At 74.3% G+C, this 21692-nt stretch carries 21 protein-coding genes and 1 riboswitch; of the genes, 15 read left to right on the plus strand and 6 right to left on the minus strand.

The genetic code is table 11. From position 1 onward, the window contains the following. Window positions 1–80: 80 nt before the first annotated feature. On the minus strand, window positions 81–674 hold the full coding sequence (locus EAD96_RS10300) for a GNAT family N-acetyltransferase (RefSeq protein ID WP_121684111.1): 594 nt from the start codon (window positions 672–674) through the stop codon (window positions 81–83). Between the two features lie 35 nt (window positions 675–709). On the opposite strand from EAD96_RS10300, the gene EAD96_RS10305 reads away from it, so the two are divergent. Beyond that, entirely contained in the window at window positions 710–2014 is a 1305-nt protein-coding gene (locus tag EAD96_RS10305; RefSeq protein ID WP_121684126.1) for a glycosyltransferase family 87 protein, read from the plus strand. Here the strand turns inward: EAD96_RS10305 and EAD96_RS10310 are convergent. Then, window positions 1919–2464 carry a GNAT family N-acetyltransferase gene (locus EAD96_RS10310; RefSeq protein ID WP_121684112.1) on the minus strand — a complete coding sequence of 182 codons (546 nt, stop codon included), beginning with the start codon at window positions 2462–2464 and terminating at the stop codon, window positions 1919–1921. The two genes, EAD96_RS10305 and EAD96_RS10310, sit on opposite strands and share 96 nt — an antisense overlap. Before the next feature lie 95 nt (window positions 2465–2559). Between EAD96_RS10310 and EAD96_RS10315 the strand changes: the two genes are divergently transcribed. From EAD96_RS10315 to EAD96_RS10340, 6 genes are all read left to right on the plus strand, one after another. Then, window positions 2560–3789, plus strand: a complete 1230-nt coding sequence (locus tag EAD96_RS10315; RefSeq protein ID WP_121684113.1) for a winged helix-turn-helix domain-containing protein — start codon at window positions 2560–2562, stop codon at window positions 3787–3789. Then, on the plus strand, window positions 3779–4471 hold the full coding sequence (locus EAD96_RS10320) for a DUF2752 domain-containing protein (RefSeq protein ID WP_121684114.1): 693 nt from the start codon (window positions 3779–3781) through the stop codon (window positions 4469–4471). The genes EAD96_RS10315 and EAD96_RS10320 overlap by 11 nt, the downstream gene beginning before the upstream one ends. A gap of 115 nt (window positions 4472–4586) precedes the next feature. Further along, on the plus strand, window positions 4587–5324 hold the full coding sequence (thyX, locus tag EAD96_RS10325) for an FAD-dependent thymidylate synthase (RefSeq protein WP_120573916.1): 738 nt from the start codon (window positions 4587–4589) through the stop codon (window positions 5322–5324). A gap of 52 nt (window positions 5325–5376) precedes the next feature. Beyond that, a complete protein-coding gene (gene dapA, locus EAD96_RS10330; RefSeq protein ID WP_121684115.1) occupies window positions 5377–6303 on the plus strand; it encodes a 4-hydroxy-tetrahydrodipicolinate synthase in 927 nt (308 codons plus the stop codon). Window positions 6304–6354: 51 nt separating this feature from the next. Then, the gene (locus EAD96_RS10335; protein ID WP_120571099.1) at window positions 6355–8043 is read left to right on the plus strand and encodes a ribonuclease J; all 1689 of its coding nucleotides are present in this window, start codon (window positions 6355–6357) and stop codon (window positions 8041–8043) included. Between the two features lie 174 nt (window positions 8044–8217). Then, window positions 8218–9768: a S1 family peptidase gene (locus EAD96_RS10340; RefSeq protein ID WP_121684116.1), complete on the plus strand. Its 1551-nt coding sequence runs from the start codon at window positions 8218–8220 to the stop codon at window positions 9766–9768. A 145-nt stretch (window positions 9769–9913) separates the two neighbouring features. On the opposite strand, the gene EAD96_RS10345 is transcribed toward EAD96_RS10340, so the two are convergent. Both EAD96_RS10345 and EAD96_RS10350 read right to left on the minus strand, forming a co-directional pair. Further along, window positions 9914–11560, minus strand: a complete 1647-nt coding sequence (locus EAD96_RS10345) for a YbjN domain-containing protein (protein ID WP_121684117.1) — start codon at window positions 11558–11560, stop codon at window positions 9914–9916. Beyond that, a complete protein-coding gene (locus EAD96_RS10350; protein WP_121684118.1) occupies window positions 11557–12036 on the minus strand; it encodes a YbjN domain-containing protein in 480 nt (159 codons plus the stop codon). Before EAD96_RS10350 ends, EAD96_RS10345 begins: the two co-directional genes overlap by 4 nt. A 113-nt stretch (window positions 12037–12149) precedes the next feature. Between EAD96_RS10350 and EAD96_RS10355 the strand changes: the two genes are divergently transcribed. After that, a complete protein-coding gene (locus EAD96_RS10355) occupies window positions 12150–14606 on the plus strand; it encodes a DNA translocase FtsK (RefSeq protein ID WP_121684119.1) in 2457 nt (818 codons plus the stop codon). 64 nt (window positions 14607–14670) lie between these two features. Here EAD96_RS10355 and EAD96_RS10360 read toward each other — a convergent pair whose 3' ends face one another. Both EAD96_RS10360 and EAD96_RS10365 read right to left on the minus strand, forming a co-directional pair. Further along, window positions 14671–14913, minus strand: a complete 243-nt coding sequence (locus tag EAD96_RS10360; protein ID WP_121684120.1) for a hypothetical protein — start codon at window positions 14911–14913, stop codon at window positions 14671–14673. Between the two features lie 86 nt (window positions 14914–14999). Further along, window positions 15000–15314, minus strand: a complete 315-nt coding sequence (locus tag EAD96_RS10365) for a multidrug efflux SMR transporter (protein ID WP_120571093.1) — start codon at window positions 15312–15314, stop codon at window positions 15000–15002. A gap of 59 nt (window positions 15315–15373) precedes the next feature. Then, a riboswitch (guanidine-III (ykkC-III) riboswitch) is annotated at window positions 15374–15438 on the minus strand. 96 nt (window positions 15439–15534) lie between these two features. Between EAD96_RS10365 and EAD96_RS10370 the strand changes: the two genes are divergently transcribed. The 7 genes from EAD96_RS10370 (at window position 15535) to EAD96_RS10400 (ending at window position 21662) form a co-directional block, all read left to right on the plus strand. Then, on the plus strand, window positions 15535–16458 hold the full coding sequence (locus EAD96_RS10370) for an ornithine cyclodeaminase family protein (RefSeq protein ID WP_199733122.1): 924 nt from the start codon (window positions 15535–15537) through the stop codon (window positions 16456–16458). Between the two features lie 49 nt (window positions 16459–16507). Then, a complete protein-coding gene (gene rimO, locus EAD96_RS10375) occupies window positions 16508–18010 on the plus strand; it encodes a 30S ribosomal protein S12 methylthiotransferase RimO (protein WP_121684122.1) in 1503 nt (500 codons plus the stop codon). Between the two features lie 47 nt (window positions 18011–18057). Beyond that, the gene (gene pgsA, locus EAD96_RS10380) at window positions 18058–18639 is read left to right on the plus strand and encodes a CDP-diacylglycerol--glycerol-3-phosphate 3-phosphatidyltransferase (RefSeq protein WP_199733123.1); all 582 of its coding nucleotides are present in this window, start codon (window positions 18058–18060) and stop codon (window positions 18637–18639) included. A gap of 59 nt (window positions 18640–18698) precedes the next feature. After that, window positions 18699–19256, plus strand: coding sequence for a CinA family protein (locus EAD96_RS10385; protein ID WP_121684124.1), 558 nt, complete (start codon window positions 18699–18701; stop codon window positions 19254–19256). Window positions 19257–19464: 208 nt separating this feature from the next. Beyond that, the gene (locus EAD96_RS10390) at window positions 19465–19905 is read left to right on the plus strand and encodes a helix-turn-helix domain-containing protein (protein ID WP_121684125.1); all 441 of its coding nucleotides are present in this window, start codon (window positions 19465–19467) and stop codon (window positions 19903–19905) included. A gap of 127 nt (window positions 19906–20032) precedes the next feature. After that, window positions 20033–20884 carry a PspA/IM30 family protein gene (locus tag EAD96_RS10395; protein ID WP_013284702.1) on the plus strand — a complete coding sequence of 284 codons (852 nt, stop codon included), beginning with the start codon at window positions 20033–20035 and terminating at the stop codon, window positions 20882–20884. A gap of 16 nt (window positions 20885–20900) precedes the next feature. Further along, complete coding sequence (locus tag EAD96_RS10400; protein ID WP_120571087.1) at window positions 20901–21662, plus strand: hypothetical protein; 762 nt, start codon at window positions 20901–20903, stop codon at window positions 21660–21662. Window positions 21663–21692 lie beyond the last annotated feature (30 nt).

Here is a 21692-nt window from a genome sequence, read left to right on the forward strand (position 1 = left end):
GGGTGGGGTGGCGGTCCTGCCCCGTGCCGGGACCGCCGGCCCACCCCCACGAGAGGGTGGACCGGCGGCGGGGCCGGAACTCATCGGTCGGCTGAGGAAATCTCCTCTGCGGTCTCCGGGATCGCCACGTGGAGGCGGATCTGGGGGACCAGCATGTCGTCCACGTCCAGCGCGCGGGCCGCGCCGTCCGGCTCCCAGCCGGTCGAGCCGAGGAACTTCCGGGTCGCCGCGTCGGCGTCGAACGTCCACGCCACCGCCCGGGTCAGACCGTCGGCGCGCCAGTGCTCGACGGCCGCGGCGAGCAGCCGGCTGCCGTGCCCGCGCCGCCCCCACCGGGGCTCGACCAGCAGGTCCGTGACCGCCGCGACGTCCGGGCCGAGCGCCTCGGCCGGCTCCTCCGGGGCGAGCGCGTCGGCATCGGCCGGACCGGAGGCGACGAACCCCACCAGATAGGATTGCGCCGCCTGTTCGACGGCGACCAGCACCCGGTGCGCGCCCGAGGGCGGCTCCTGCACCGCCGCGCCCCACCGCCGCGCGAGGTACGCCTCGTCGAGGTTGTCGAGCACGTGCCGTGGCAGGATCCGGCGGTACGCGACCCGCCAGGTCGCGAGCTGGATGCGTGCGATCTCGCCGGCGTCCTCGGGACGCGCGGGCCGGACGTAGCCTGCAGCCATGGCACGTGAGCCTACGCAGGGCGAGGAGGGTGACGGTGGCGCAGGGTGCCGGGCGGACGATCACGCAGGTCGTCGCCGTGGTGGCGCTCGCCGCGGCGGTCACCGTGTTCCTCTCCGTGGCGGCGGTGCGACACGGCTTCTTCGACCTTCAGGTCTACTACGGCGCGCTGACGTACTGGGCGCGTGACGGCGGGGAGATCTACGACTTCCTGCGCCCCGGCACGCAGTACGGCTTCACCTACCCGCCGTTCGCCGCGCTGGTGATGCTGCCGATGGCGTACCTGCCGTGGAGCGCCGCGATCGTGGTGAGCGTGACCGCGACGGTGCTGGCGAGCGCCGTGGTGATCTGGCGGCTGCTGGACCCGGTGGCCCGCCGGTCCGGCTGGACCCGCTGGTTCGCGCTCGCGGTCGCGCTCTGCCTCGCCGCCGCGTACGAGCCGATGCGCGAGACGGTCAACTTCGGCCAGGTCAACATGCTGCTGCTGTTCCTGGTGGCGGTGGACCTGCTGTGGCTGCTGCCGGCACGCAGCCGCTGGGCGGGCGTGGGCATCGGCCTGGCCACCGCGATCAAGCTGACGCCGGGCATCTTCATCGTCTACCTGCTGGTCACCGGCCGCTGGCGGGCCGCGCTGACCACTGTCGGCACGGCCGCGGTCGCCACGCTCGTGGCCGCCGGTCTCTTCCCTGACGCCTCCCGGGAGTTCTGGACCGAGGCGCTGTGGAACACCGACCGGGTCGGTGAGCTGGCGTTCGTCTCCAACCAGTCGCTGCGCGGGGTGGTGGCCCGGCTCGACCCGCAGCACCCGAGCACGATCGCCTGGCTGGTGCTCGTACTCCTGACGCTCGTGGTGTGGGCGTGGCGTTCGCGGGCGGCGGTGGCCGCCGGCGACGAGGCCACCGGCCTGGCCCTCACCGGCGCCGTGATGTGCCTGGTCAGCCCGGTGACCTGGGTGCACCACCTGGTCTGGCTGCTGCCCGGGCTGATCCTGCTCGTCGACAACGGCATGGCGGCGCCCGCCCGCAGCCGCCGGCGCCGTCTGCTGCTGGCCGCCGCGTTGATCGGGTACGCGCTGCTGTGCAGCCGGATCGTCTGGTCCTGGGAGAAGGACTTCACCGGCGTGGACGGTTTCCTGGGCAGCAACACGTACGTGTGGATCAGCCTGGCGTTGCTGCTCGGGCTGCCGATCCGCCGCTGGCTCACACCGGCCGGCGGCGAGCGTCACGACGGGGACGCTCCGGCCGGGTCAGCTTCCGGCGGTGTACCGCAGCTCGCGGAGCAGGATCGGGGTGCGGCCCCCGGACAGCGGCACCGGGTAGGTGGACTCCTCACCGTCCGGTAGGTGCCCGGCCCGCTCGTAGAAGCGGCGGGCCCGGGCGTTGTCGGCGAGCACCCAGAGCCGGTACGCGGTCCAGCCCCGCTCGGCCAGACCCTCGCGGGCCGCCGCGAGCAGCGTCCGGCCGGCGCCCGAGCCCCAGTGCGCGGGCTCCAGGTAGATCGCCACCAACTCGCCGTGGGCCGGGTCGAGGTCGTCGCGGTCCTGGTTGTTCCGGTACGGCCCGAACGTGGTGAACCCGACGATCGTGCCGCCGTCCTCGGCGACGAGCGTGGTGAACGGGTGTTCCGGGTCGGCGGTGCCGAGGTCGCGGCGGCGCTGCGCCCAGGCGCGCGGGTTCAGCCGGCTCAGCACCTCCTCGGGCATGATCCCGGCGTACCCGGCCTGCCAGCCGTGGACGTGCACCCGGGCGATCGCCTCTGCGTCGTCCGGTTCCTCCCGGCGAATGGTGAGCACCTGTCCGTTCTATGCCCCGGCGGGCGATCGGTCCAGCCGCCGCTCCCGGCGAGCTGGACTCGTCGTGTCGGAGGTCTGGATTAGGGTCGCCGACGATGGCCGTACCGGAATCGCTCTCCCTCGCCCAGGCCCGCCGGATCACCCTGGCCGCCCAGGGCTTCGCCGACCCGGCGCCCACCGGCGTGCCCACCCGGCGGCACCTGCGCCGGGTGCTCGACCGGGTCGGGCTGATCCAGATGGACTCGGTGAACGTCCTCCAGCGGGCGCACTACCTGCCGCTCTACAGCCGGCTCGGGCCGTACCCGACCGCGTTGCTGGACACCGCGGCCTACCGCCGCCCGCGTGAGCTGTTCGAATACTGGGCGCACGAGGCGTCGCTGGTGCCGGTGGGGCTGCACCCGGTGTTGCGCTGGCGGATGGCCAAGGCCCGCGACGAGTCCTGGGGCGGGATGCGCCGGATCGCCGAGGAGCAGCCCGAGCTGGTCGCCTGGGTCCGCGACGAGGTCGCCGCCCGAGGCCCGCTGACCGCGGCCGAGATCGAGCACGACGCGCCTCGGGAGACCGGCAACTGGGGCTGGAACTGGTCGGCCGTGAAGCGGGCCCTGGAGTTCCTGTTCTGGGCCGGCGAGGTCACCGCCGCCGATCGCACCAACTCGTTCGCCCGCCGCTACGACCTGCCCGAGCGGGTGCTCCCGGCAGCCGTGCTGGACGCGCCCACCCCGAGCGACGCCGAGGCGCACCGCACGCTCGTCTCGATCGCCGCCCGCTGCCTCGGCGTGGCCGCCGAACCGGAGCTGCGCGACTACTTCCGGCTGCCGGTCGCCGGGGCGCGGCGGGCGGTGGCCGAGCTGGTCGAGGCGGGCGAGCTGACCCCGGTCACGGTGCAGGGCTGGCGGCACCCCGCCTACCTGCACGCCGACGCCCGGCTGCCCCGCTGGGTACGCGGCAACACGCTGGTCAGCCCGTTCGACCCGCTGGTCTGGGAGCGGGCGCGCACCGAGCGGCTGTTCGGGTTCACCTACCGGATCGAGATCTACGTGCCGGCGCCCCAGCGGGTCTACGGCTACTACGTGCTGCCGTTCCGCCAGGGTGAGCGCTTCACCGCCCGCGTCGACCTGAAGGCCGACCGGAAGGCCGGGGCGCTGCTGGTGCCCGCCGCCTGGGTCGAGCCGGGCGCCGACCCGGGGGAGACCGCCGTGGCGCTCGCCGCCGAGCTGTACCGGCTCGCCGGCTGGCTCGGCCTGGACGCGGTCGCCCCGCCCGCCGCCGGCGACCTGGCAGGGCCGCTGGCCGCCGCGCTGGTGGGCGTGGCCGGTGTACGGTGAGCGCGTGACGAGCGTTGACCGGCCTGCCACCGTGCCCGACCCGCACCCCGAGTCGCACCCGCACGGGCAGCCGGAGTCCGGGCCGCATGGTGAGGCGCACGCTTACGCGTACGCCGGGCAGCCCTCGCACGCCGAGGCGCACGCGCACGCCGGTCCGCACGCTCCTACCGAAGCGCCTGGAGCACCCGGAGCGCCGTGGCCGGGGGGTCACCCGGCGGCGTACCAGCCGGTCGAGGCCGACCGGTTCACCCGGATGGTGATGCGCCTGCACGCCCGCGCCCCGCGCTGGGCGGTGCCGCTGGCCGCGCTCGGCTGCGTCGGCGTCGGCATCGCGTACGCGCTGGTCAGCGACCCGACCCGGAGCGACCCGGACGCCGCGCCGACCTGCCTGCTCAAGCTCACGACCGGGCTGGACTGCCCGGGCTGCGGCGGCACCCGCGCGCTCTGGTACGTGCTGCACGGCGACCTGCCCGCCGCGGCCCGCCACCACTTCCTGTTCGTCTTCGCGCTGCCGTTCCTGGCCTGGCTCTTCGTGGCCTGGGCGGGCAACCGGGCGTTCGGCTGGAAGCTGCCCGAGGTCCAGTTCAGCCCCAAGGTCGTCGGCATGTTCCTGGCCGCCTGGGGCGTCTTCTCGGTGGTCCGCAACCTGCCCTGGGCCCCCTTCACCTCGCTCTACGTCTGAACGGGGCCGAGCCCTCCGCGAGATCTCGGACACCTGCGCGGAGCGCCCGCCGGTCGGCCGCGTGCCCGATTTCCACGCCGGGCGCGAGCCAACTACAGTCCCAGGAATGCCGGAGATGGTTCAGCCCCAGGTCAAGTTGATCGCGTGGACCCAGTTCCAGGCGCCCGAAGAGGTGCCGTGGTCCACCGACGCCGACGGCGGGCAGGCGCTCGCCGAGTTCGCCGGCCGGGCCTGCTACCAGAGCTGGAAGAAGCCGAACCCGGCCACCGCCACCAACGCCGGTTACCTGGCGCACATCCTGGAGGTCGGTCACCTGAGCGTGCTGGAGCACGGTTCGGTGAGCTTCTACTTCAGCGGCGTCTCCCGCTCGTTCACGCACGAGCTGATCCGGCACCGGCACTTCTCCTACTCGCAGCTCTCCCAGCGCTACGTGCCGGAGCGGGACGCGGCGATGGTCGAGCCGTCGGTGATCGCCGACGACCCGGAGCTGCACAAGAAGTTCGTCGAGGCCACCGACGCGGCGGTGCGGGCGTACACCGAGTTGCTGGAGGGGCTGGAGGCCCGCTTCACCGACGAGCCCAACCCGACGCTGCGCCGCAAGCAGGCCCGCCAGGCGGCCCGGGCGGTGCTGCCGAACGCCACCGAGACGCGGATCGTGGTGACCGGCAACTACCGGGCCTGGCGGCACTTCGTCAAGATGCGCGCCACCGAGCACGCCGACGTGGAGATCCGCGAGCTGGCGGTGGAGTGCCTGCGGCAGCTCAAGGGCGTCGCGCCGAACGTCTTCGCCGATTTCGTGATCTCCACCCTGCCCGACGGCACCGAGGTGGCAGCGTCGCCGCACGCGGAGTGACTCGTCGCCCTTCGCCGCCGGGCCACCGGCGGCCGTCCGCTAGGTTGTGAGCATGACGCACGACCACTCCGCCGCCCCGAGCCGGGGCGCGTCGCGCCCGTTCGGGCGAGTGTTGACGGCCATGGTGACCCCGTTCACGCCGGACGGCGGCCTGGACCTCGACGGCGCCGCCCGGCTCGCCGAATATCTCGTCGACCAGCAGGGCAACGACGCGCTGGTGCTCAACGGCACCACCGGCGAGTCCCCGACCACCACGGAGGCGGAGAAGGAGTCGCTGATCCGTGCCGTGGTCGAGGCGGTCGGCGACCGGGTCCGGATCGTCGCCGGTGTGGGCACCAACGACACCCGGCACACCGTCGAGCTGGCGGCGCAGGCCGAGAAGGCCGGCGCGCACGGCCTGCTGGTGGTCACGCCCTACTACAACAAGCCGCCGCAGGCCGGGCTGCTGCGTCACTTCACCACCGTCGCGGACGCCACCGGCCTGCCGGTCATGCTCTACGACATCCCGCACCGCGCGGGCGTGGCGATCGCCACCGAGACGCTGGTCAAGCTGGCCGAGCACGGCCGGATCGTCGCGGTGAAGGACGCCAAGGGCGACCTGTTCGCCACGTCCGAGGTGCTCAGCCGCACCGACCTGGCCTACTACAGCGGCGAGGACGCGCTCACCCTGCCGATGCTGTCGGTGGGCGCGGTCGGCGTCGTCGGCACCTCCACCCACTTCACCGGCGCGCTGACCAAGCAGATGATCGAGGCGTTCGAGGCGGGCGACAACGCCCGGGCGCTCGCCCTGCACCGGCAGTTGCTGCCGCTCTACACCGGCATCTTCCGCACCCAGGGCACGATCCTGGTCAAGGCGGGCCTGGGGGCGCAGGGCCGCCCGGCCGGTCCGGTGCGGCTGCCGCTCGTCGACGCCACCGGTGACGAACTGGCCCAGCTGCGCGCCGACTGCGCCGCGGCGGGCCTGCCCCTGCCCGAATGAATCAACGACACGACGGACGCCGCGCGACGGCGTCGCAGAATGAGGTGACGCGTGACCGAGGCGCACATCGAGGGTGAACTGCCCCCGCCGCTGCCCGAGGGCGGCCTGCGGATCATCCCGCTCGGCGGACTCGGCGCCATCGGCCGGAACATGACGGTCTTCGAGTACGACGGCAAGCTGCTCATCGTCGACTGCGGGGTGCTGTTCCCCGACGTCGAGCAGCCGGGCGTGGACCTGATCCTGCCCGACTTCGGCCCGATCCTGGACCGGCTGGCCGACGTGCAGGCGATCGTGCTCACGCACGGCCACGAGGACCACATCGGCGCGGTGCCGTACCTGCTCGCGCACAAGCCGGACATTCCGCTCGTCGGTTCCCAGTTCACGCTCGCGCTCGTCGAGGCGAAGCTGGCCGAGCGGCGGATCCAGCCGTACACGCTGACCGTGCGGGAGGGCGGCCGGGAACGGCTGGGCCCGTTCGAGTGCGAGTTCTTCGCGGTGAACCACTCGATCCCGGACGCGCTGGCGGTGGCCATCCGTACCCCGGCCGGCCTGGTGCTGCACACCGGCGACTTCAAGATGGACCAGCTTCCGCTCGACGGGCGGATCACCGACCTGGCCGGGTTCGCCCGGCTCGGCGCCGAGGGCGTCGACCTGCTGCTGTCCGACTCGACGAACGCGGAGATCCCCGGCTTCGTCACGCCGGAGCGGGAGATCGGCCCCGTCCTCGACTCGATCTTCGCGAAGGCCAAGGGGCGGATCATCGTCGCCTCGTTCGCCTCGCACGTGCACCGGGTGCAGCAGGTCTTCGACTCGGCCGTCGAGCACGGCCGCAAGGTGGCGCTGATCGGCCGGTCCATGGTCCGCAACATGGGCATCGCCCGTGACCTGGGTCTGCTCAACATCCCGCCCGGCCTGGTGGTCGGGATCGAGGAGGCCACGAACCTGCCGCCCGAGCAGATCGTGCTGATGTCCACCGGTTCGCAGGGCGAGCCGATGAGCGCGCTGGGCCGGATGGCCAGCGGCGACCACCGGCACATCACCATCGCGCCCGGCGACACGGTGGTGCTGGCGTCCTCGCTGGTGCCCGGCAACGAGACCTCGGTCTACCGGGTGATCAACCGGCTGGCCCGGGCCGGCGCCGTCGTGGTGCACAAGGACGTCGCCAAGGTGCACGTCTCCGGCCACGCGCCGGCCGGCGAGCTGCTCTACCTGCTCAATGTCGTACGCCCGAGCAACCTGATGCCGGTGCACGGCGAGTGGCGGCACCTGCGGGCGCACGCCCGGCTCGGCATCGAGTCCGGCGTCGCGCCGGACCGGGTCGTGCTCTGCGAGGACGGCGACGTGGTCGACCTGGTCGAGGGCCGCGCCAGCCTGGTCGGCCGGGTCAAGAGCCGGTACGTCTACGTCGACGGTCTCGCCGTCGGCGACGTCAGCGAGTCGCTGCTCACCGAGCGCCGGATCCTCGGCGACGGCGGTTTCATCGCCGCGACAGTCGTCGTCGACTCGGTCACCGGCAAGGTGGTCGCCGGGCCGACCGTCTCGGCGAAGGGCTTCTCCGAGGACCCGGCCGCGTTCAACCCGGTGGTCCCGCTGGTCACCGAGGCGCTCAACCGGGCCGCCGCGGACGGCATCACCGACCCGCACCAGCTCCAGCAGATCGTCCGCCGCACGGTGGGCCGCTGGGTCAACGACGCGTACCGCCGTCGACCCATGATCGTCCCGACCGTCGTCGAGGTCTGACCCGACCGCGCCGCGCGCCGGTCCACCGTCCGCGGTGGGCCGGCGCCGTCGCTTTCCGGGTACGCCCCGACACGCCGCGTCGAAACGTGCCGCCCGCACTCATCCGATCGGCGTCCGTCTCCGTACCTCCCGACGGCCGGCGTGCCCCTGCGCCGGTCGGGAGGAGCGTGGCGGATGGACCGCAGACGGATGACAGCCATCGGCGTACTGGTGGCGGCGGCCGGGTTGACGGCGGCGGTGACCGTACCGTCGTTCGCCGGTGAGGAACCCCGGCGGGCCGCGCCGGCGGCCGACGGCGTCGCCCCGGAGGTCCTGGACGCGATGGGCCGCGACCTCGCGCTGACCCGCGACCAGGCGGTGAAGCGGCTGCGGACCGAGCGGTGGGCGGCCGGCACCGTCACCCGGCTGCGCGGCGAACTCGGCGCCGGCTACGGGGGCAGCTGGCTCAGCGCGGACGGCGCCACGCTCACCGTGGCGGTGGCCGACCCGGCCGGCGAGGCGCGGGTGCGGGCCGCGGGCGCGGTCCCGAAGCGGGTCGCCCGGGGCGTCGGCGAGCTGGACGCGGTGAAGAGCCGGCTGGACGCGGCGGGCGCGGACGCCAGCCCGGACGTCGCCGGCTGGTACGTCGACGTGGCAGACAACGCGGTGGTCGTGATCGCCCGGCCGGGCGCGGAGGCCGACGGCCGCCGGTTCGCCGCAGCCGCCGGGTCGAAGGCCGCCATGGTCCGGGTGCGGACCGCCGACGAGGCCCCCCGCCCGCTGTTCGACGTGCGGGGCGGCGACGCCTTCTTCATCAACAACGCGGGCCGCTGCTCGGTCGGCTTCTCCGTCGTCGGCGGGTTCGTCACCGCCGGGCACTGCGGCCGGCCGGGGGACCGCACCACCGGATCCAACCGGGTCGCCCAGGGCACGTTCGCCGCGTCCTCGTTCCCCGGCGACGACTGGGCGTTCGTGCGGGTCAACGCCGACTGGACGCCGCAGGGCGTGGTGACCGACTTCGCCGACGGCGGCACGGTGGCGGTGAACGGCTCCACCGAGGCGCCGGTCGGCGCGTCGATCTGCCGGTCCGGCTCCACCACCGGCACCCGGTGCGGGCTGATCCAGGCGAAGAACGCGACAGTCAACTACCCGGAGGGCACTGTCACCGGGCTGACCCGGACGAACGTCTGCGCCGAGCCGGGCGACTCCGGCGGCGCGTGGCTCTCCGGTGACCAGGCGCAGGGCGTCACGTCCGGCGGCTCCGGCGACTGCACCCGGGGCGGTACCACGTTCTTCCAGCCGGTCAACGAGATCCTCCAGCGCAACAACCTGACGCTGGTGACCGCCGGCGACCAGCCGGCGCCCACGCAGCCTCCGGCCGGCGGCGGCGAGACCACCCCGCCCGCGACCGCCGAGCCGACCCCGCCCGCGGGCGACACCGACTGCTCCGGCCAGGTGAGCCGGACCGGCCGGATCGCCGCCGGACGGACCCAGGTCCAGCCGGACGGGCGCTTCTTCCGGGTGCCCGACGGCACCCAGGAGGCGTGCCTGTCCGCGCCGGACGGCGCCGGCGTCGTGCTGGAGCTGCAACGCTTCACCGGCGGCGCGTTCCGCACCGTGGCCCGCGCGGCCACCGCGGACGGCACGGCCCGGCTGACCGCCGAGACCCCGGCCGGCGCCTACCGGTACCGCGTCGTCGGGTTGTCCGGCTCCGGCGAGTACACGCTGGCGTTCTCCGCCCGCTGACCGCCGCACCCAGACCGCGGCCCTCGACCACCACCGCCCGGTGGTCGGGGGCCGCGCCGCGTCGGCGGCACGGTTCCTCCGGGAACCACCACCGCCCGGTGGTCGGGGGCCGCGCCGCGTCTGCGGCACTGTCGGTCGGTGCGGCTCAGGGCAGCGCGGCGACCGCTTCGGCGTACGCGGTGCCGGTGCGGACCGCAGCGGCCACCAGCACCGCGAGCTGCGCCGGGGCCACCCCGCAGGACAGGTCGGTGGAGATGCCCGCAGCCAGCACCAGCGTCCCGTCGCCGGGCTCGTGCACGTACGCGGCGGGCAGCAGCCGGTCGTGGTTCCAGGCGTTGCAGAACGCGTACGCCTCGGCGCGCCGATCGGCCGGCAGCCGCCGCTGCGCCACCACCCGGGCGTGCAGCACGTCGCCGTGCCGGCCGAGCAGGCGGAACTGGATCGTGGCCTCGCCCCACCGCCCGGCGAGCGTGCCGTCCGGCTCAGGCGTGTACGGCTCGCCCCGGGCGTCGAGCGCTGCGGCGAGCAGCGCCGCGTCCAGCGGTGCCGGTTCCTCCGGCCCGGGCGGCCCGGGTTCGGCCGGATCGGCTTCCGGCTCCTCGTCGAACTCGGTCTCGGCAGCCAGCGAGACCGGCGCGGCGAGCGGCCGTTCGGCCAGCCAGGAGGCGATCCGGCCGGACTGGTGGCCGGTGCCGTTGCGGGCGTCGAAGCTGCCGGCGAGCGCCGTCGCCAGTGCCTGCAACTGCGTACCCAGCGTCGCCACGTCCACCTCGGCAGCGGGCCGGGAGCCGTGCCCGGGGCGGTGGATGCGCCACCCGCCCAGCCCGGCCTCGGTGGCCAGGCCGCACAGCAGCGCGCCCGCCGCGGCGAACTCCATCGCGGACAGGTCGTCGGCCGGGCGGTCCAGCTCGGGCAGTTGCTCGGTCAGGATCTCCAGCCCACGGTGCAGGTATCCGCCCAGCGCGCAGAAGCGCAGGTGCGCGGCGAGCAGCGGGAACGCGGTCCGCTCGCCGCGGTGCCGACGGTACGCGCGTACGTGCGCCCGGGCCGCCCGCGTCACCGCGCCGGTACGCAGCCACGGCAGCAGCCCCACCGCGAGCGCCCGTTCCGGCTGGTCGGTGCAGGCCGTCGCCCCGGCCGCTGCCGCCTGCCGTTCGCCCCGCCGGGTCGGTGGCGCCTGCGGCTCGACCCAGCCGGTCAGCGCGGGCGCGAGCGCCGCCAGTGCCGCGTCCGGCTCGCCCCAGCCGGCCAGCAGGTCGGCCCGTCGCGCCGGGGCGCACCCCGCACACCCGCCGACCGGGTCGTTCGCGTCCGCCTCCGACCAGCGCTCGTACGCGCGCCGGGCGGCCGGCTCGTCGCCGAGGTGGTCGGCGAGCCGGCAGCGCAGCTCCGCCACCGGCGCCGCGTCCTCGCCCAGCTCCGCGGCGAGCGCGTCCAACAGGGACCGCGCCTGGTCCAGGCCCACCCGGGGCGTGCCGAACGACGCCTCCACCGCCTGCCGCTGGTGCCGGCGCAACCGGGTCAGCTCGTCGGGGCGGGCGTCCAGCAGCCCGGGGTGCCGGGCCAGCGTGGCCCGCATCCGCCGGACCGGTTCCACCGCCCGCCACCGCTCGCCCCGGTGCAGGTACGCCTCGACCAGCGCGAACCGCGCGGACAGGGCGGTACGCGGGTCGCCGGTGGCGTCCGCCCGGGACGCGATCCGCTCCAGCTCGGCGCAGCGCTCCGCGCCGTCGGGCCGGTCCCGGGCGTCGGCGAGCGCGGCGGGCAGCCCCCGGTCGCGTGCCGTGGTCACCGGAGCGTCCCGTCGGCCAGCTCGTCGACAGCGGCGGCGAGCTGGCGCCCGGTGGTGACGCCACAGTCGACGAGCCGGTCGAGCTGGTGCGGGGTCACCCCGCGCTCCAGGTCGGTGGTGACCTCGCCGCACACCTGTGCCGACCCGTCGTCGGCGACGTGCACGTACGCCTTCGGCCAGAGCCGGTCGTGGTTCCACGCGTTGCAGAAGGCGTGCAGCTCGGGCACGCGCTCGATGCCGAAGTGGTGCGCGACGACTGTGCGTACCTGGAGCAGCTCACCGGCCGCGCCCCGGCGGTGGAACCAGATCAGGTTGCGCTCCCAGCGTCCGACCAGCGCGCCGTCGGGTTCCTCGGCCACCGCGTACCCCCGGTGGCCGAGCACGGCGGCGATCAGCTCGCCGGTCAGCGGGCGCAGTTCCTGCGGGTGTCCGGCCAGCGGACCGTCCGGACCGTCCTCGATTTCCGGCGACGCCATCGGGCATCCCTTCTGAGGCGAATAACACAAACGACGGTCCGACCCGTGCTGCGACGCGCGGACACGACCCGGAAAAGCGGCGATCCACCGGGTGCCGCCGTTACCGTGACTCTATGGCGGGCCGTACCTCTCAGGCGAGCCGGCGGCGCGGCGCGTCGCCGCGTGGCACCACGAACAACCGCGCCCGGCAACCGGCGAAGAAGGCGGCGGCGCGGAAACCGGCGCGGCGGCGCCCGGCCCCCGGGCCGAGCCCGGCCGCGTTCGTCGGCCGTGCCGTGGGCGCCCTCTGGATGGGGCTGGCCCACTCGGTGGGCTGGGCGTTCCGGGCGGCCGGGCGGCAGGCCGCGTCCACCCGGGAACTGGATCCGGAGCACCGCCGCGACGGCGGCGGGCTGCTCCTGTTCGGCCTGGCCATCCTCAGCGCGGTGGGCATCTGGGGCGGCGGCGCCGGGCCGGTGGGCCGGCACCTGGCCGACACCGTACGCCTGTTCATCGGCGCCATCTCGATAATCCTTCCGGTGCTGTTCATGGTCGGCGCGTGGCGGCTGATGCGGAGCCCGGCCGACCCCGAGCACCGCGGTCGCGGCCTGGTCGGCTGGGGCTCGATGATGCTGGCCACCGCCGCGATGCTGCACATCGGGCAGAACCCGGTCGACGAGGTCCAGCGTGACTTCGCCGGCGGCCTGATCGGCGCGGGCGTGGGCGACCTGCTGAAGTCGGCGGTGACCGCCTGGGTGGCCATGCCGCTGCTGCTCCTGCTGCTGGTGTTCGGCCTGCTCGTGGTCACCGCGACGCCGATCAACAAGATCCCGGAGCGGCTCGGCCTGCGCGCCGACCCGGCCGGGCCGGACGTCGACGACGAGCTCGCCGAGGACGAGGCGCCGGTGAAACCGGCCCGCAGGCGCCCGGCAAAGCGGATGCCACCGCCGCTGGAGCCGCTGGACCCGGACGACGAGCTGGCCGGCGTCGACCTCCAGGAGACGCTGGTGCTGCCGCGCAAGCCGCCGAAGGTGCCGGCGAACCGCAAGCCGGTCGAGCCGCCGGAGCACTCGCCGCTGCCCACCCGCGCCGAGCAACTGGCGCTCACCGGGCTGGCCGGCGACTACACGCTGCCGCCGGCGAACCTGCTCGGCAGCGGCGCCAAGCCGAAGAGCCGCAGCAAGGCCAACGACGAGGTGATCGCGGCGCTCACAGGCGTCTTCGAGCAGTTCGACGTGGACGCCGCCGTCACCGGGTTCACCCGCGGCCCGACGGTCACCCGGTACGAGGTGGAGCTGGGCCCGGGCGTCAAGGTCGAGCGGATCACCCAGCTCTCCCGCAACATCGCGTACGCGGTGAAGTCGCCGGACGTCCGCATCCTCAGCCCGATCCCGGGCAAGAGCGCGGTCGGTGTGGAGATCCCGAACACCGACCCGGAGAACGTGTCGCTCGGCGACGTGCTGCGCTCCCGTGAGGCGACCAGCGACCACCATCCGATGGTGGTGGCGCTCGGCAAGGACATCGAGGGCGGCTACGTGGTGGCCAACCTCGCGAAGATGCCGCACATTCTCATCGCGGGAGCGACCGGCGCCGGCAAGTCGTCCTGCCTCAACTCACTGCTGGTGTCCATCCTGACCCGGGCCACGCCGGACGAGGTGCGGCTGCTGCTGATCGACCCGAAGCGGGTCGAGATGACCGGCTACGAGGGCATCCCGCACCTGGTCACGCCGATCGTGACCAACCCGAAGAAGGCGGCCGACTCGCTGGAGTGGGTCGTCCGCGAGATGGACATGCGCTACGACGACCTCGCCGCCAACGGGGTCCGGCACATCGACGACTTCAACCGCAAGGTGCGCAACGGCGAGATCAAGGCGCCGCCGGGCAGCGAGCGGGAGATGCGGCCGTACCCGTACCTGCTGGTGATCGTGGACGAGCTGGCCGACCTGATGATGGTCGCGCCGCGTGACGTGGAGGACTCCATCGTCCGGATCACCCAGCTCGCCCGCGCCGCCGGCATCCACCTGGTCCTCGCCACCCAGCGGCCCTCGGTCGACGTGGTCACCGGCCTGATCAAGGCGAACGTGCCGTCCCGGCTCGCGTTCGCCACCTCCTCGCTCGCCGACTCCCGGGTCATCCTGGACCAGCCCGGCGCGGAGAAGCTGCTCGGCCGCGGCGACGGCCTGTTCCTGCCGATGGGCGCGTCGAAGCCGCAGCGCATCCAGGGCGCCTGGGTCACCGAGCGCGAGATCTCCGACGTGGTCAAGTTCTGCAAGGACCAGCGCGAGCCAGAGTTCCGCCCGGACGTGCTCGCCCCGGCGCAGGACAGCAAGAAGAAGATCGACGAGGACATCGGCGACGACCTGGACCTGCTCGTGCAGGCGGTCGAGCTGGTGGTCACCTCACAGTTCGGGTCGACCTCGATGCTCCAGCGCAAGCTGCGGGTCGGTTTCGCCAAGGCGGGCCGGCTGATGGACCTGATGGAGACCCGGGGCGTGGTCGGCCCGTCCGAGGGCTCCAAGGCCCGCGACGTGCTGGTCAAGCCGGACGAGCTGGAGGAGGTCCTGGCCGGCCTGCGCGGCGGCGACGACTGACGGCCCCGAAACGGACGACGGCGGCCCCCACCATCAGGTGGGAGCCGCCGTCGGCGGTTCCGGGTCAGTTGATCAGCGCGGCGAAGAGCACGGTGCCGAGCACCGCGGCGACCGCGCTCGCGGCGGCGGCGTACCAGCCCAGCGGCTTGTCACCGAGGACGGCGCCGACGATGCCGAGGACGATCCCGAGGATGCCGAAGATGAGCGGGGACACGAAGAGCGCGAGGGCCGCGAAGACGAACGCGACGATGGTGCAGATGCGGGCGGCGTTGCTGCGCGGACGGGCGCCGGCGTGGATGTCGGCCATGGGGTTCCTCCGTGAGTGATCTCGCTGTGGCTACGGAGGATCCGGTACCCCGGGCGCCGCACCGTCCAAACCGGATGACGCACCGATCAGCTGAACAGCTTCAGCCCGATCACGCCGGCCACCACCAGCAGCAGGCAGGCCACCCGTGGCAGGTTGACCGGTTCGCCGAGCGCGAGCATGCCGACCAGCGCGGTACCGAGCGCGCCGATGCCCACCCACACCGCGTAGCCGGTGCCGACCGGGATGTCGCGCAGCGCGTACGCCAGACCGGCCATGCTCGCCACCAGCGTGACGGCGAAGACGGCGGAGGGGAGGGGACGGGTGAAGCCGGCGCTGCGGTCGAGCGCGATCGCCCACGCGGTCTCCAGCAGTCCGGAGATCACCAGCACGATCCAGGCCATGGGTATCACCTCTGACGGACGGGCCCGGCGCGGGAGCGGGCCGGGCGACGGTCGGGTCACGCGGGGCGTCTTGGCCTGACCGGGTACGCCACCACTCGTCCGGGACGGCCCAGGGGCCGTCGTGGCCGACGGTAGCACCGGGCGGGCCGGACCGGCGGCGTGGTGAGAAAGGCCACCATGGGTGGAGTTGACGTCAACTTCAAGTTGCAGGATGGATGCTATGACCCTGCTCTTCTCCGACGACGACGTCGCGGCCGCCGTGGATGCCCCGCTCACCGTCGCGGCCATGCGGGACGCGCTGCTGGCCGCGTACGCCGGGCGGCTCATCGCCCCGCCCCGGGCGTCCGCGCCGCTGGACGGGGGCCGGATGGTGCTCACCGCCGGGCACCTCACCGGGCAGTGGTACGGCTTCCGCTCGTACGACACGTTCGGCCACCCGGAGAGCGGTCAGCTCGTCGTGCTGCACGACGCGACCACCGGCGCGGTACGCGCCATCGCCGTCGGCGAGGAGCTGGGCTCCCGGCGTACCGGAGGACTCGGTGGCGTGGCGGTCGACGCCCTGGCCCGCGCGGACGCCGCCACGGTCGGCGTGGTGGGGTCCGGCCGGCAGGCCTGGACCCAGGTCTGGGCCGCGGCGGCGGTCCGGCCGCTGCGCGAGGTGACCGTGTACAGCCGCTCGGCGGCCCGGCGGGAGGCGTTCGCCGCGCGGGTCCGCGCCGAACTGGACGTGCCGGCCCGCGCCGTCGGCTCGGCCGCCGCCGCGGTACGCGACCGGGACGTCGTGGTGCTCGCCACCACCAGCACCGCACCGGTGCTCGACGCCGCCGACCTGGCCCCCGGCACCCACGTCAACACGGTCGGCTTCAAGCAGACCGACCGGCACGAGTTCGGCACCGACCTGCTCGACGCCGCCGACCTGCTGGTCACCGACTCGCCCGGGCAGGCCGCCGCGTACGTGCCGCCGATGCTCGCCGCCGTCGAGCCGTACGCCGGGCGGCTGCGTGACCTGGGCGCGGTGCTGGCCGGCGCGCTTCCCGGCCGGACCACCGCGGACCAGATCTCGGTCTTCTGCTCCACCGGCCTGGCCGGCACGGAGGTGTTCCTCCTCGACCGGCTGGCCCGGGTGGCCGTTCCCGCCCGCTGAACCGGCCGGACGGGTGCGCGGCGGTCCGGAACCGGCCCGGTACCCTCGGATGGTGTCTGCCTCCTCCTCCACCCCGCGATCCGACGGGCGCCGCGTCGCCCTGCTGACCCTCGGCTGTGCCCGCAACGAGGTCGACTCGGAGGAGCTGGCCGCCCGGCTGCACGCCGACGGATGGCAGGTCACCACCGACGGCGAGGGCGCCGACGTGGTGGTGGTGAACACCTGCGGGTTCGTGGAGAAGGCAAAGCAGGACTCGATCCAGACGCTGCTGGCCGCCGCCGACACCGGCGCCAAGGTCGTCGCCGCCGGGTGCATGGCCGAGCGGTACGGCCGTGAGCTGGCCGACAGTCTCCCCGAGGCGCAGGCGGTGCTGAGCTTCGACGACTACCCGGACATCGCCGCCCGGCTCGACTCGGTGCTGGCCGGCGAGGCGATCGGCGCGCACACCCCCCGCGACCGGCGGGAACTGCTGCCGCTGACCCCGGTGAAGCGCCGCGACGCGGCGGTCTCGCTGCCCGGGCACGGCACCCCGACCCGGGTCGCACCGGAGACCGACGCGCACACCCCGGCCCACCTGCGGCAGGTGCTGCGGCACCGGCTCGACACCGGCCCGGTGGCCTCGCTGAAGCTCGCCAGCGGCTGCGACCGGCGGTGCGCGTTCTGCGCCATCCCGGCGTTCCGCGGCGCGTTCGTCTCGCGTACCCCCGACGAGCTGCTCGCCGAGGCCGAGTGGCTGGCCAAGACCGGCGTACGGGAGCTGGTGCTGGTCAGCGAGAACTCCACCTCGTACGGCAAGGACCTGGGCGACCCCCGCGCGCTGGAGAAGCTGCTGCCGCAGCTCGCCGCGATCGACGGGATCGTGCGGGTCCGCGCCAGCTACCTCCAGCCCGCCGAGACCCGCCCCGGCCTGGTCGAGGTGATCGCCACCACGCCGGGCGTGGCCGCGTACTTCGACCTGTCGTTCCAGCACTCCAGCGAGCCGGTGCTGCGCCGGATGCGGCGCTTCGGCTCCACCGACCGGTTCCTGGAGCTGCTCGCCTCCGCCCGCGAGCTGGCGCCGGACGCGGGCGCGCGCAGCAACTTCATCGTCGGCTTCCCCGGCGAGACGAAGCAGGACGTGGCCGAGCTGGTCCGGTTCCTCAGCGAGGCGCGGCTGGACGCGATCGGCATGTTCGACTACAGCGACGAGGACGGCACCGAGGCCGCCGGCCTGAGCGGCAAGGTCTCCGCCGCCACGATCAAGCGGCGGTACGACAAGCTCAGCGCGCTGGCCGACGAACTCTGCTCGCAGCGCGCCGAGGAACGCCTCGGCGCGACGGTGGAGGTGCTCGTGGACTCGACCGCCGACGGCGTGGTGGAGGGGCGGGCCGCCCACCAGGCGCCCGAGGTCGACGGCTCGACCACGCTCGTCGCGCCCGTCGGCGGCGGCGTGGATCTGGCCGCGTTGCGCCCCGGCGACCTGGTCCGGGCCACTGTGACCGCGACCGAGGGTGTCGACCTGGTCGCCGTACCGGATGAGATGATCTCGGCGGCGCCCGGCGCGGTACGGTGACGGCGGGCCCGGACGGAGCGGGGAAGCCACGTGGGGCGATGCGGGACATGACGGGAGCGGAGTCGACGGCGGCTGCCCCCGTACCGCTGCTCAACGCGGCGAACCTGCTCACCGGCGCGCGCCTGGTGCTGGTGCCGGTCTTCGCGGCCACCGTGATCGCCTCCGGCATGAGCAACGCGGGCTGGCGTACGGCCGCCTGCGTGATCTTCGTGGTGGCCTCCGCGACCGACCTGGTCGACGGCTGGATCGCCCGCCGGTACGAACTGGTCACCTCGCTGGGCAAGGTCGCCGACCCGATCGCCGACAAGGCGCTCACCGGCGCCGCCCTGGTGCTGCTCTCCTTCTACGACCGGCTGCCCTGGTGGGTGACGGTGGTGATCCTGGCCCGCGAGCTGGGCATCACCGGGCTGCGCTTCTGGGTGATCCGGCACGGGGTGATCGCCGCCAGCCGGGGCGGCAAGGTCAAGACCGCACTGCAGATCCTGGCCATCACCTGGTACCTCTGGCCGATGCCGGAGGCGCTCGCCGCGATCGGACCGTGGATCATGGGAGCGGCGGTGGTGGTCACCGTGGTCACCGGGTTCGACTACATCGCCCAGGCGTTGCGGCTGCGCCGCCCGGCCCGTTGAGCCGGTCGGCGGGTCCGTCGATCCGGGCGGCGGACGAGTAAGCCGGCGCGGTGCGGGAAATGGGGGCGGGCATGGACACCGACGCGAGAGACCACCGGCCCGCCGGCAGCCCGGCGGCCGCCGTGGTGCACCGGCTGCACGAGTGCGGCGAGACGCTGGCCACCGTCGAGTCGCTGACCGGCGGCCTGCTCGCCGCCGCGATCGTGGAGATCGCCGGGGTCAGCTCGATCTACCGGGGTGGCATGGTGGTCTACGCCACCGAACTCAAGGCGACGCTCGCCGGCGTACCGCAGGATCTGCTGGCGGACCGCGGCCCGGTCGACCCGGACGTGGCGGCCGCGCTGGCCGAGGGCGGACGGCAGCGGTGCGGCGCCGACTGGGGCCTGGCCACCACCGGTGTGGCCGGGCCGGAACCGCAGGACGACAAGCCGGTCGGCCTGGTCTACGTGGCGGTCGCCGGACCGGACGGCACGCAGGTGCGCCGGCTCGACCTCGAAGGCGGCCGCGACCACATCCGTTCGGCCGCGGTGATCGAGGCGCTGCGCCTGCTCGCCGACCGCATCCAGCTCCCCCAGGACGCCGGCGCGCCCGATCCGGCCGGGGCCGGCCACAGGTGAGCCGGCGTCACGCCGGCACGCCCGGCGGCGGGACCGCCGGACCGGCCGATCCGCCCGGATTGGGGAGGCGGGGTGGGATGTCGTCGTGGCGACCAACGGGTACGGTTGCGGGAAGGCTCCGGCGGTCGCCGTCGGCGCCGGAGCGGTCCGCCGCGTCCGGCGCGACGCGAACGGCCGGGGATGGTGGTCCCGTTCAGGGGGAGGTGCGATGGTCCTGCTACGCCGGGTGATCGGTGACGCGCTGCGCGCACGCAGGCAGGGGCAGCACCGCACCCTCCGCGAGGTCTCCTCCGCGGCCAACGTCAGCCTCGGCTACCTCTCCGAGATCGAACGCGGCCAGAAGGAACCCTCCAGCGAGTTGCTGGCCGCGATCTGCGACGCGCTCGGCGCCCGCCTGTCCGAGCTGCTGCGCGAGGTGAGCGACACGGTCGCCCTGGCCGAGCAGATGCCCGGCGTGCTGGTGCCGGTGGCCGACGAGCCGGCCCCGGTGGCCCCGGCCGCCGTCCGCAAGGCGACGAACAGGGGTGTCCGCCAGGTCACCTCCGACGGCGGGGTCGCCGTCCAGGTCCGGCAGGACTCGCCGCTCAAGGCCACGCTGCGCAGCACCCGCGTACGCCCCGCCGAGCGGGATGTGGTCTGCGCCGCCTGACCCCGGCCACGGCGTCGTGGGCAGTGCTGGCGTTCGCGTCGTACTGTTGATCAGGAGCGTACGGGTGCCGGAGTGGCGTCCGGCTGGGACGATGTAGGCGCGACGCTACTGAGGGGACGAGGCGGAGATGGCGAACCCGTTCGTCAAGGGTTGGAAATACCTGATGGCGCTCTTCGGCGCGAAGATCGACGAGCACGCCGATCCGAAGGTGCAGATCCAGCAGGCCGTCGAGGAGGCGCAGCGCCAGCACCAGGCGCTGGTGCAGCAGGCGGCCGCGGTGATCGGCAACCAGCGCCAGCTGGAGATGAAGCTGTCCCGGCAGATGACCGAGGTCGAGCAGCTCCAGGGCAACGCGCGGCAGGCGCTCGCCGTGGCCGACCAGGCCCGGGGCCGGGGCGACGAGGCCGAGGCCGGGCGCTACGAGCAGACCGCCCAGATGCTGGCGACCCAGCTGGTCTCCGCCGAGCAGGCGCTGGAAGACCTCAAGACACTGCACGACCAGGCGCTCGGCGCGGCCGCACAGGCCCGCAAGGCGGTCGAGAACAACTCGATGATCCTCCAGCAGAAGCTGGCCGAGCGCACCAAGCTGCTCAGCCAGCTGGAGCAGGCCAAGATGCAGGAGAGCGTGGCCCGCTCGCTGGAGTCGATGTCGTCGCTCACCGCGCCCGCCAACACCCCCTCGCTGGACGAGGTACGCGACCGGATCGAACGCCGCTACGCCACCGCCATGGGCCGGGCCGAACTGGCCGGCAACTCGGTCGAGGGCCGGATGCTGGAGATCCAGAAGGCCACGCTCGACTCGGCCGGATCGGCGAGACTGGAACAGATCCGGTCGAGCATGGCCGGCGAGCAGCTCGGCAGCCGGTCCGAGACCCCCGCCGTGGGGCAGCCGGCCGACCCGGCCGCCGCCGCCCGGCTCGACGAGATCCGGGCCAGCATGAGCCGGGAACGCGGCACCGGGGAGACCACGACCGGCTGACGGAGGGGCGGACACGATGGCGGACGAACGGGCCCGGCACTTCCGGAGACTGCGCAGGCTGCGCAACTCGGCGCGGCGGTGGAGCGTGCTGGCCGGAGGGCTCGGCGGCGCCGCCGCGGTGCTGACCCCGTACGCCGGACTGGGTCTGGCGGACGCGGCCTGGGCCGGCGCCGCGGGCAGCGCGATCGCGGTGGCCGCCTGGCGCTGGGTCGACCACCGCGCGCTCGCCGCCGTGCCGCCACCGCCCGCGCTCGACCCGGCCGAGGCCGCCGCCCGCTCCCGCGCCCGGCTGGTCGCCGCCGTCGAGCGGCTGCCCGTCGGCCCGGGCGTCGTGGCCGAGGTACGCCGGGTCCGTTCCCGCCTCGCACTGCGCGGCACCGCCGCGGCCGAACCGTGGGCCCGGCTGGACCGGGCCGCGCTCACCCTGGCCGGGCTGGCCGGTCGGCTCACCGGGCTGGCCGAGCCGGCGGTCCGCGAGGCGGCCGAGGCCGACCGTTCCCTGCGCGAGCTGGCGACCCGGGTGGCGGGCGTGGAACGCGCGGCGAAGCTGACCCCGCAGAGCCCGCTGAACGAGGTGCACGCCACGCTGGTGACCCAGTTGGAGGACGGGGTGGCCGCGTATGAGCGGCTGGTGGTGGCCGCCGCCGGTTACGTGGCCGAGGACGCGCGCCCGAACACCGAGCACCCGGCCGCCGCGCGCCTGACCGAGGCCACCGACCTGCTGCACGGCGTAGCCTCCGCCCTGGCCGAACTCCGCACCCCGCTGCGCGCCCCCTGACAGCCCTCCCTGCCTCGCTGTCTCCCCGGC

It is taken from the genome of Micromonospora sp. BL1 (genome assembly GCF_003667485.1).
Taxonomy (GTDB): domain Bacteria; phylum Actinomycetota; class Actinomycetes; order Mycobacteriales; family Micromonosporaceae; genus Micromonospora; species Micromonospora tulbaghiae.

Bases quoted from the DNA above. Each gene is read 5' to 3' on its own strand.
- EAD96_RS10300 (WP_121684111.1), bottom strand. From the start codon at position 674: ATGGCTGCAGGCTACGTCCGGCCCGCGCGTCCCGAGGACGCCGGCGAG.
- EAD96_RS10315 (WP_121684113.1), top strand. From the start codon at position 2,560: ATGGCCGTACCGGAATCGCTCTCCCTCGCCCAGGCCCGCCGGATCACC.
- thyX (WP_120573916.1), top strand. From the start codon at position 4,587: ATGGTTCAGCCCCAGGTCAAGTTGATCGCGTGGACCCAGTTCCAGGCG.
- dapA (WP_121684115.1), top strand. From the start codon at position 5,377: ATGACGCACGACCACTCCGCCGCCCCGAGCCGGGGCGCGTCGCGCCCG.
- EAD96_RS10340 (WP_121684116.1), top strand. From the start codon at position 8,218: ATGGACCGCAGACGGATGACAGCCATCGGCGTACTGGTGGCGGCGGCC.
- EAD96_RS10350 (WP_121684118.1), bottom strand. From the start codon at position 12,036: ATGGCGTCGCCGGAAATCGAGGACGGTCCGGACGGTCCGCTGGCCGGA.
- EAD96_RS10355 (WP_121684119.1), top strand. From the start codon at position 12,150: ATGGCGGGCCGTACCTCTCAGGCGAGCCGGCGGCGCGGCGCGTCGCCG.
- EAD96_RS10360 (WP_121684120.1), bottom strand. From the start codon at position 14,913: ATGGCCGACATCCACGCCGGCGCCCGTCCGCGCAGCAACGCCGCCCGC.
- EAD96_RS10365 (WP_120571093.1), bottom strand. From the start codon at position 15,314: ATGGCCTGGATCGTGCTGGTGATCTCCGGACTGCTGGAGACCGCGTGG.
- EAD96_RS10370 (WP_199733122.1), top strand. From the start codon at position 15,535: ATGACCCTGCTCTTCTCCGACGACGACGTCGCGGCCGCCGTGGATGCC.
- rimO (WP_121684122.1), top strand. From the start codon at position 16,508: ATGGTGTCTGCCTCCTCCTCCACCCCGCGATCCGACGGGCGCCGCGTC.
- pgsA (WP_199733123.1), top strand. From the start codon at position 18,058: ATGACGGGAGCGGAGTCGACGGCGGCTGCCCCCGTACCGCTGCTCAAC.
- EAD96_RS10385 (WP_121684124.1), top strand. From the start codon at position 18,699: ATGGGGGCGGGCATGGACACCGACGCGAGAGACCACCGGCCCGCCGGC.
- EAD96_RS10390 (WP_121684125.1), top strand. From the start codon at position 19,465: ATGGTCCTGCTACGCCGGGTGATCGGTGACGCGCTGCGCGCACGCAGG.
- EAD96_RS10395 (WP_013284702.1), top strand. From the start codon at position 20,033: ATGGCGAACCCGTTCGTCAAGGGTTGGAAATACCTGATGGCGCTCTTC.
- EAD96_RS10400 (WP_120571087.1), top strand. From the start codon at position 20,901: ATGGCGGACGAACGGGCCCGGCACTTCCGGAGACTGCGCAGGCTGCGC.